This is a genomic window from Saccharothrix hoggarensis, from assembly GCF_042678885.1.
Classification (GTDB): Bacteria; Actinomycetota; Actinomycetes; order Mycobacteriales; family Pseudonocardiaceae; genus Actinosynnema; species Actinosynnema hoggarensis.
Window position 1 is genome coordinate 1 of the sequence record NZ_JBHTLK010000265.1, and the last position, 8781, is coordinate 8781.

Consider the following 8781-nt stretch of genomic DNA (forward strand, 5'->3'; position numbering starts at 1 on the left):
GAGGCGGAGGTCGCGGACCTCGCCGACCGGTGGGAGCGGGAGCACGGCTGGGCCGGCGTCCGGCCCGCGTTCGCGACCTGCGCGCCGGACGTCACCGACGCGATCGCCGAGCTGAGGGACCTCGGCGCGCGCCGGATCGCCGTGGCGTCGTGGTTCCTCGCGCCCGGCCTCCTGCCCGACCGGGTGATCGCCGCGGCACGGCGGGCCGACCCCGACGTCGTGGTGGCGGCGCCGCTCGGCGCGCACCCCTTCGTGGTCGCCGCGGTACGCGGGCTGCACCTGTCCGCGCACGTGTGAGAATTCGGACTCCCGCACCCGGACGTCCCGCAAACTGCGGCACATCGTTTTTTCCGATGGTCGCGCATCGTCAGGACTACAGCGCGGATCTCTTGTTCCCCGGATAACGTGACATCGCTGAAACCGTTGCGCCGCAACACTTCGATTCATGGCGCACCGTTTACACAACAGCGGAGACTATTACCGGGAGCGCGCTTATGTCTGACATGAAAATCATCGAGGACGTAATTCGGAACGGCTTTGACCTGACGGACATCGAGTGGACGAAGTGGGTCGAGCCCGGCCGCGAGGGCGTCGAGCACCACGTGCTGTGGGCGCCGAACCCCGAGACCGGTGACGAGTCCGTCGGCCTGCTGCTGCGCTTCCCGCCCGGCGCGCACGGCGACTTCCACGAGCACCTGGGCTGGGAGCTGATGCTCGTCCTCGACGGCTCCCTGGACCACAGCGACGGCCACTCGTTCAAGAAGGGCGCGCTCGTGGTCGAGGGCCCCGGCAGCAAGCACCAGATGTCCAGCGCCGCCGGGTGCACCGTGCTGGCCATCCGGACCCGGCCCGCCGAGGCGCGGCCCGCCGAGGCCCCGTGAGCAACGCCCCGACCGCGCTCGCCGTCCGACCGGTCCGGGTCGTGCTGTCGAGCGTCTTCTCCGACGCGCACACCTGGAACCTCGTGTTCCTCCAGCTGCTGCTGGAGGAACACGGGTGCCAGGTGACGAACCTCGGCGCCTGCGTGCCCGAGGACCTGCTCCTGGAGCACTGCCGCGACCACCGCCCGGACCTCGTCGTGATCAGCACCGTCAACGGCCACGGCCACCTGGACGGCGTGCGGCTGGCCCGCCTGCTGCGCGCCGACCCGGACACGGCCGACCTGCGGCTGGTCATCGGCGGCAAGCTCGGCGTGGCCGGCGGGGCGGAGTCGCGGCACGAGCTGCTCGCCGCCGGGTTCGACCTGGTGGTGGAGGACAGCGACCCGTCGCGGCTGGTCGGCTACGTCGAAGGGCTGCGCCGACCGGCCCTGCCCAGCGGCAGGACGACGTCATGACGTCGTTCTCCGCGTTCGTCGCCGACGCGGCGGCCGAGGGCCGGCTCGTCGTCCAGCCCCGCATGGGCTTCGCCGAGCCGGCGCGGATGCGGGAGGGGCTGCTGGCGGTGCGCGCCGTGCCGGGGCGCACCGCCGGCACCATCACCCTGGACAGCTACACCAGGGTGGGCGCGCACGACGCCGCGCGCCGGGCGCTGCGCGACGGTGCTCCCCTCAACGGGTTCCCGCTCGTCGTGCACGGCCCGGACGTCACCCGCCGAATGCTCGACGGCGTGGTGTCGCCGGACTTCCCGGTGCAGGTGCGGCACGGCAGCCCCGCGCCGTACGACATCGTGCGCACCCTGCTCGACGCCGGGCTCGACGCCACCGAGGGCGGGCCGGTGTCCTACTGCCTGCCCTACAGCCGGACCCCGCTGCGCGACTCGGTGCGGGAGTGGCGGCGCACCTGCGAGCTGATGGGCGGGCACGGCCCGGACGCGCACCTGGAGACGTTCGGCGGGTGCATGCTCGGCCAGTTGTGCCCGCCCAGCCTCCTGGTGGCGCTGTCCGTGCTGGAGGCGTTGTTCTTCCGCGCGCACGGCCTGCGCAGCGTGTCGCTGAGCTACGCGCAGCAGACCAACGCGGCGCAGGACCTCGAAGCCATCGCCGCGTTGCGCACCCTGGCCGGCGAACTCCTGCCGGACGTGCGGTGGCACGTGGTGCTCTACACCTACATGGGCGTGTACCCGCGCAGCACGACCGGCGCGACCACGCTGCTGCGCGACAGCGTCGAACTGGCGGTCCGGTCCGGCGCGGAGCGGGTGATCGTCAAGACGGAGGTCGAGGCGCAGCGCATCCCGACGCCCGCCGAGAACGTCGCCGCGCTGCGCCACGCCCTCGACGCCGCCCGGCCGCCGACCGACGAGCTGCGGCCCGCCACCACCGGGGTGCTCGCGGAGGCGCGCGCGCTCGTGGAGGCCGTGCTCGACCTGGACGACGACCTCGGCCGTGGGCTGGAACTGGCGTTCCAGCGCGGGTACCTCGACGTGCCGTACTGCCTGCACGCGGACAACGCGGGCCGGACGCGGGCCGCGCTCGACGAGCAGGGCCGGCTGCGCTGGGTGTCGATCGGCTCCATGCCGATCGGGGGCCTGGCGCGCACCCTCCCGCCCGAGGCGCTCACCGCCCGTTCCCTGCTGGCGATGCTCACGCACGTCGAGCACCGCTACGACAACGTGCTCGCCCGCACGCCCGCACGCCCGCACCTGACCGACTGACGGGAGTGATCGTGTCCTCAGCCGACGGCCCGGTGTCGCACGGGCCCAGGATCGCCATCATCGGCATGGGCCCCCGCGGCATCTCCGTGCTCGAACGCCTCGCCCTCCGCGCCGACGACCACCACGGGCCGGGGCCGGAGGTGTTCGCGATCGACGCCGTCCAGGTGGGCTGCGGCCGGATCTGGCGCACCGACCAGCAGCCGTGGTTCACCATGAACACGGTCGCGGGCCAGGTGACCATGTACTCCGGCGAGCCCGACGGCGGACCGGACCGCGCGGGCGCCGGACCCAGCGTGGCGCAGTGGCTGGCCCGTTCCCCCGACCCGGAGCTGGCGTCGATCGGCCCGGACGGCTACGCGCCGCGCGTCACCTACGGGCACTACCTGCGGCACGTGTACCGCAGCGTGGTCGACCACCTGCCCGACGGCATGGTCGTGCGACCGGTCACCGCGCGGGTCACCACGATGGCGCCGCTGCCGGACGGCGGGTTCGCGCTGACGTTGTCGGACCGGTCCGAGCCGTTGGTGGTCGACCGCGTGGTGCTGGCCACCGGCCACCCGGTGTCCCGGCCCGGCGCGAATGAGCAGGCGCTCGCCGACTTCGCCGCGACCCGGCCGGGGTTGACCTACCTGAGCGGCGACTCCGCCGCGGACCTGCCGCTCGACGTCATCGAGCCCGGCACGCCCGTCGGCGTGATCGGCATGGGCCTCGGGTTCTACGACATCCTGCTGTCGCTGACGGTGGGGCGCGGCGGGGTGTTCCGGCGGGACGTCGCCGGCGCCATGCGGTACGCGCCGAGCGGCCGCGAGCCGCTGATCTTCGCCGGGTCGCGCAGCGGGATGCCGATCCTGGCGCGCGGCACGAACCAGAAGCGGCCCGACCACGTGCACCAGCCGGTCGTGTTCACGACGGACGCGGTGCGCGAGGCGAAGGCGCGGGCGGGCGCGGCCGGGCTGGACTTCACCGGCCAGATCATGCCGCTGATCCAGGCCGAGGTGGACCACGTCTACCTCACCACCCTGGTGCGCTCCCGGCAGGGCGACGCGGTCGCGGCCCGGTTCGCCGAACGGCACGCCCACGTCCTGCGCCACGGCGGGTCCAAGGCCGCGCTGCTGGCCGAGCACGGCCTGGCCCCGGACGCGGGGCTGGACCTCGAACGGCTCGCGCGGCCGTTCACGGGCGACCGGTTCGCCCACCCCGCCGTGTTCCGCGCGAAGGTGCTCGACCTGATGGCCAAGGACATCGACGAAGCCAAGCGCGGCAACGTCGACGGTCCCGTCAAGGCGGCGCTGGACGTGCTGCGCGACATCCGCAACACGATCCGCGTCGCGGTGGACTTCGGCGGGCTGACCGTCCGCTCGCACCGGGACGACTTCCTCGGCTGGTACGTGCCGATGAACGCGCTGCTGTCCGCCGGGCCGCCGGTGGAGCGGGTGGAGCAGCTGCTGGCGTTGATCGAGGTCGGCGTGGTGACCGTGGTCGGCCCGCGGGTCCGCTACGAGTGCGACCCGGCCGGCGGCACGTTCGTGGTGTCCTCCGCCGACGTCGCCGGCTCGCGGACGGAGGTGGCGGCGCTCGTCGACGCCCGCATCCCGCAGCCGGACCTGCGCCGGGACACCTCGCCGCTGTACGAGGACCTGGTCGCGCGCGGGCTGGTGACGCAGTTCGTGGAGCGCGACCCGGTGACCGGCGAGGTGTTCGAGACCGGCGGGGTGGACGTCACGCCCGCGCCGTTCGCCCTGCTCGACCGGCACGGCGCCGAGGTGCCCGGCGCGCACGCCCTCGGCCTGCCCACCGAGCACACGCGCTGGTTCACGCAGGTCGGCAGCAGTCGGCCCGGCATGCGCACGCTGTTCCTGCGCGACGCCGACGCCATCGCCGAGCGCCTGCTCACCCCGTCGCCCGTGCTCGCGCCCCGATGACGCCTGCCCGAGCAAGGCCTGCCCGGAGGTCTCGGGCAAGGCGTACCCAGAAAAACCCAGCGCAGAAGAACCCGGCGCAGAAGAACCCGGCGCAGATGAGCCCGGCGCAGATCACCCAGGAGTGCAGATGACCGACGCGACCGAGGAGTTCCGCGCGGCCCGCGACGTGCTGCTGGCCCACCGCGAGGACCTGGACCGGGCGCGGGCGGAGTTCCGCTGGCCCCGGGCGCCCGAGTTCAACTGGGCGCTGGACTGGTTCGACGTGGTGGCCCGCGACAACGACCGCGAGGCGCTGCGCGTGGTGGGCGTCGCCGCGCTCACGTTCGCGGAGCTGTCCCGCCGGTCGAGCCAGGTCGCCCGCTGGCTGCGCGACCTCGGCGTGCGGCGCGGCGACGTGGTGCTGCTGATGTGCGGCACGCGCCCGGAGCTGTGGGAGGTGACGCTGGCCGCGATGAAGCTGGGCGCGGTCCTGACGCCGACCTACCCGACCGCGACGCCCGCCGAGATCGCCGACCGGTTCGCCCGCGCGGGCGTGCGGCACGTCGTCGCCGAGGAGGGGCTGGTCGAGCGGTTCGCCGACGTCCGGGTGCCCGGCCTCCGGGTGGCGCTGGGCGAGGTCGGCGGCTGGGTGTCCTACTCGGACTCGACCGCCGCGCCGGCGGAGTTCGCGCCGGACGGGCCGACCCACCGCGACGACCCGCTGTTCACCTACTTCACCTCGGGCACCACCTCGCAGCCCAAGCTGATCCGGCACACCCACGCCAGCTACCCCGTCGGACACCTCAGCAGCCTCTACTGGAACGGGCTGAAGCCCGGTGACGTGCACCTGAACGTGGCGTCGCCGGGCTGGGCCAAGCACCCGTGGAGCTCGCTGTTCGTGCCGTGGGCGGCGGAGGCGACGGTGCTGGCCGTGCCGACGCCGGAGCCCGCGGCGGTGCTGGACGCCCTGCACGCGCACCGCGCCACGTCGGTCTGCGCGCCGCCGCCGGTGTGGCGCGGCCTGGTCCGGCACGGCCTCGGCGACCGTCCCGCCGCGCTGCGCGAGGCGACGACGGCGGGCGAACCCCTGAACCCGGACCTGTTCCACGCGGTCCGCGACCGCTGGGGCATCTCGCTGCGCGACGGCTACGGGCAGACCGAGGCCACCGGCATGATCGGCACCACGCCCGGCGGACGCGCCCGGCCCGGCGTGCTCGGCCGACCGCTGCCCGGCTACGACATCGTGCTGCTCGGACCGGACGGCGCGCCCGGCGACGAGGGCGAGATCAGCGTGGACCTGGCGAACCGGCCCGCGGGCATCCCCGCCGGCGAGGGCTACTACCGCACGGGCGACCTCGGCGTGCGGCACGCCGACGGGACGATCACCTGCCTCGGCCGGGTCGACGACGTGTTCAAGTCGTTCGACCACCGGATCTCGCCGCACGAGCTGGAACGCGTGCTGTGCCTGCACCCCGACGTGGCGGACGCGGCCGTGGTGCCCGTGCCGCACCCGATCGGCATGTGGGCGCCCAAGGCGTTCGTGGTGCGCAAGCCCTCCGCGACCGCGGACGCCGACGTGGCGACGGGCGTGTTCGACCACGTGGCGCTGGAGCTGCCGCCCGAGAAGGCGGTGGCGGAGATCGAGTTCGTCGACGTCCTGCCGCGCACGGCGTCCGGGAAGGTCCAGCGGGCACGGCTGCGCGACGCCGTCCCCGGCGTGGTCTACGAGGCGGATTCCTCGACGGCGTCGCTCTCGCGCCGCCCGTAGTAGTAGCGGCTGACGCGCGCGCGGTTGCCGCACGCCGAGGAGCACCACTGCTGGCGGTGGTGCTCCTTGACGAAGTACAGCACGCACAACGGCGCCGGGCAGGCCCGCAGCTGCTCGCGCGCCGGGCTGGCCAGGAACCGGGTCGCGACCCACGTCAGCGAGGCGATGGCGCGCGACCGGTCGTCCAGGTCGACGGGCACGGACCAGTGCAGGTCCGGTTCGCCGTCGCCGGGCCACACCAGGTGCGGCGTCACCTCGGCCTCGCGCAGCACCTGGTTCACCGTGGCGAGGGCGACGGCGAGGTCGGGCAGCTCGTGCGCGTCCGGGGCGCTGGGCGGGTCCGGGGCGACGGCGTGGGCGAACAGCGCGCGCAACGCCTGGCGCACCTCGACCAGCCGGTCCGCGGTGGCCGAGTCGGCGGGCACCGCGTGGGTCGGGAACATCGGCCAGCGCTCGTGGACCTGGTCGAGCCAGCCGCGCAGGCCCTCCGGGCTGCGCAGGACGTCCCGCACCCGGCCGCGGGTCCGCCGGACGACCCGAACGGTGTTCACCAGGGTGAGCGCCAGCTGAGTGTCCACGGCGTGACTCCCGTCCCTCGACCGCCTTAATTAACGCTAGCAGGGCCTTGACGGCATGTGTCCAACCACTCGACAATGATGTTGGTACTAATACTTACAAGACTCTCTAACCATGAGGAGCCTGGATGTCTCGCATCCCGCTGGTCGAGCCGGACTCGGCCCAGGGCGAAGTAGCGGAGATGTTCACCGCGATCAAGGACCGGCTCGGGCGCGTGATCAACATGACCCAGGTCATGGCCAACTCCCCCGCCGTGCTCAAGGGGTACCTCGGACTCAACGGCGCGCTGGCCAACAGCTCGGTCGGGCGGCTGACCGGTGAGCGGGTGGCCCTCGCGGTCGGCGAGGCCAACGGCTGCACGCTCTGCCTGTCGGCGCACAGCACGCTGGGCGCCAAGGCCGGCCTGAGCGAGGACGAGATCATCGCGGCCCGCCGCGGCACGTCGTCCGACCCGAAGCAGGCCGCCGCGATCGCCTTCGCGCTCCGCCTCCTGGAGACCCGCGGCACCGTGTCGGACGAGGAGCTGGCGGAGGTCCGCGCGGCGGGCTTCACCGACGGCGAGGTGCTGGAGCTCGTCGCCTACACCGCGCTGAACGTGTTGACGAACTTCGTCAACAAGGTGTCGGACACGCCGATCGACTTCCCCGAGGCCCAGCCGCTGAGCTGAGCGGATCGGGGTGGTCCAGCCGAGCGTGTGCGCACACGCTCGGCGGACCCGTTCTGCGTGGAGGCACCCGCACCGGACGCCCGTGCGGCAAGCCGAAGCCCCTTTCGGCCGGTACGGAGTGCGGCGGTTTGGGCGCTTGTCGGAGTCCGATGCAACAGCCATGCTTCTGCTAATACTCTCGACTAGCAAATAGCATTAGTGTGCCTGGGGGAAGACTCGTGAGCGCTGCCGTGTACGACTTGTCGATCCACCAATTACGGACTTTCCTGGAGGTCGCGAGAACCGGCAATCTCACCAAGGCGGCCAACCGTCTCGGTTACGCCCAGTCCAGCGTCACGGTGCACATCCGCACCCTCGAGCGCAGGCTGGGCGTTCGCTTGTTCCACCGCCACTCGCAGGGCGTCCGGCTCACCGACGAGGGCGAATCGGTCATCGGCCACGCCTCGCGCCTGTTCGAGGTCATCGACGACATGGTGCGGTCCGTCGGCTCGTCGGAGCCGGTGCGCGGTCGGGTCGCCATCGGCGGCCCCGCGGTCCTGACCAGCTACTACCTCGGCCCGCTGCTGCGCAAGTGCCACCAGGTCTACCCGGAGCTGCGGCTGAGCACGCGCACCCTGCGCCCCTCCGACATCGAGAAGACGGTCCGCACGGGCGAGGTCGACCTCGGCTTCGTGCTGACCGAGGACTGCGGCGACGACCAGTTGCGCGACGGCCCGCTGCACTGGCGGACCCTGTGCGCGGTCGACTTCGTCGCCGTGTCCACCACCAAGGCGGGGGCCCGGGTGGACGACGTCGTGCTGGTGGACGACCCGGAGTGCGTGGCGCAGCAGGTGATGGCGCGCGAGTTCCGCCGCCAGTTCGGCCGGCCGCTGCCCAGCCTGGAGGTCGGCTCCATCGCGAGCGCCGTGGACAACCTGCGCGACACCACCAACGTCGCCTTCGTGCCGTACGTCGCGGTCAAGGAGAAGATCGACCGCGGCGAGCTGTCCATCGTCTCGCACTTCCCCAGCGCGCACGTGCACGCCCGCGCGATCTGGCGCGCCGAGATGACGAACGCACCGACCCTCACGGCCGTGGTGCGCCACGCCGTCGAGGTCCTCTCCGACCCGGTCGCCGAGCTGGCGACGGTCGCACCCACCTGCGCGTTGGCCACCGCCGGCTGACGATGACACGCACCGGACAACGGCGCCGCCACACAGGACGGTGTCGGAACAACAACAATGGAGCAGCTCGATGAGCCGTGAAGACGTCCTGGTCTCGGCCGCTTGGTCCGAGGA

General features: G+C 72.9%; 9 protein-coding genes. 8 read left to right on the forward strand and 1 reads right to left on the reverse strand.

Features of this window, described 5'->3' with window-relative positions; translation table 11 throughout:
- The 6 genes from ACFQ3T_RS31510 to ACFQ3T_RS31535 form a co-directional block, all read left to right on the forward strand.
- Nucleotides 1-297 (forward strand): CbiX/SirB N-terminal domain-containing protein (locus ACFQ3T_RS31510; protein WP_380728913.1); only part of this gene is annotated, 297 nt, incomplete at its 5' end.
- A gap of 197 nt (nt 298-494) precedes the next feature.
- Nucleotides 495-881, forward strand: a complete 387-nt coding sequence (locus ACFQ3T_RS31515) for a cupin domain-containing protein (protein WP_380728915.1) — start codon at nt 495-497, stop codon at nt 879-881.
- The gene (locus tag ACFQ3T_RS31520) at nt 878-1336 is read left to right on the forward strand and encodes a cobalamin B12-binding domain-containing protein (protein WP_380728917.1); all 459 of its coding nucleotides are present in this window, start codon (nt 878-880) and stop codon (nt 1334-1336) included. The genes ACFQ3T_RS31515 and ACFQ3T_RS31520 overlap by 4 nt, the downstream gene beginning before the upstream one ends.
- Nucleotides 1333-2592: a methylaspartate mutase gene (locus ACFQ3T_RS31525; protein WP_380728919.1), complete on the forward strand. Its 1260-nt coding sequence runs from the start codon at nt 1333-1335 to the stop codon at nt 2590-2592. The genes ACFQ3T_RS31520 and ACFQ3T_RS31525 overlap by 4 nt, the downstream gene beginning before the upstream one ends.
- 11 nt (nt 2593-2603) lie before the next feature.
- On the forward strand, nt 2604-4514 hold the full coding sequence (locus tag ACFQ3T_RS31530; RefSeq protein WP_380728921.1) for an FAD/NAD(P)-binding protein: 1911 nt from the start codon (nt 2604-2606) through the stop codon (nt 4512-4514).
- 127 nt (nt 4515-4641) lie between these two features.
- Entirely contained in the window at nt 4642-6261 is a 1620-nt protein-coding gene (locus tag ACFQ3T_RS31535) for an acyl-CoA synthetase (RefSeq protein ID WP_380728923.1), read from the forward strand.
- Here the strand turns inward: ACFQ3T_RS31535 and ACFQ3T_RS31540 are convergent.
- Complete coding sequence (locus ACFQ3T_RS31540) at nt 6216-6839, reverse strand: CGNR zinc finger domain-containing protein (protein WP_380728925.1); 624 nt, start codon at nt 6837-6839, stop codon at nt 6216-6218. The genes ACFQ3T_RS31535 and ACFQ3T_RS31540 overlap by 46 nt on opposite strands.
- A 125-nt stretch (nt 6840-6964) precedes the next feature.
- Here ACFQ3T_RS31540 and ACFQ3T_RS31545 point away from each other — a divergent pair, with 125 nt between their 5' ends.
- Together ACFQ3T_RS31545 and ACFQ3T_RS31550 are read left to right on the forward strand one after the other, a co-directional pair.
- Nucleotides 6965-7504, forward strand: coding sequence for a carboxymuconolactone decarboxylase family protein (locus ACFQ3T_RS31545; protein ID WP_380728927.1), 540 nt, complete (start codon nt 6965-6967; stop codon nt 7502-7504).
- 218 nt (nt 7505-7722) lie between these two features.
- Nucleotides 7723-8667, forward strand: a complete 945-nt coding sequence (locus ACFQ3T_RS31550; protein WP_380728930.1) for a LysR family transcriptional regulator — start codon at nt 7723-7725, stop codon at nt 8665-8667.
- The last annotated feature ends 114 nt before the right edge of the window (nt 8668-8781 follow it).

Coding starts and splice junctions, on each gene's coding strand:
- ACFQ3T_RS31535 (WP_380728923.1), top strand. CDS start 4,642: ATGACCGACGCGACCGAGGAGTTCCGCGCGGCCCGCGACGTGCTGCTG.
- ACFQ3T_RS31515 (WP_380728915.1), top strand. CDS start 495: ATGTCTGACATGAAAATCATCGAGGACGTAATTCGGAACGGCTTTGAC.
- ACFQ3T_RS31525 (WP_380728919.1), top strand. CDS start 1,333: ATGACGTCGTTCTCCGCGTTCGTCGCCGACGCGGCGGCCGAGGGCCGG.
- ACFQ3T_RS31545 (WP_380728927.1), top strand. CDS start 6,965: ATGTCTCGCATCCCGCTGGTCGAGCCGGACTCGGCCCAGGGCGAAGTA.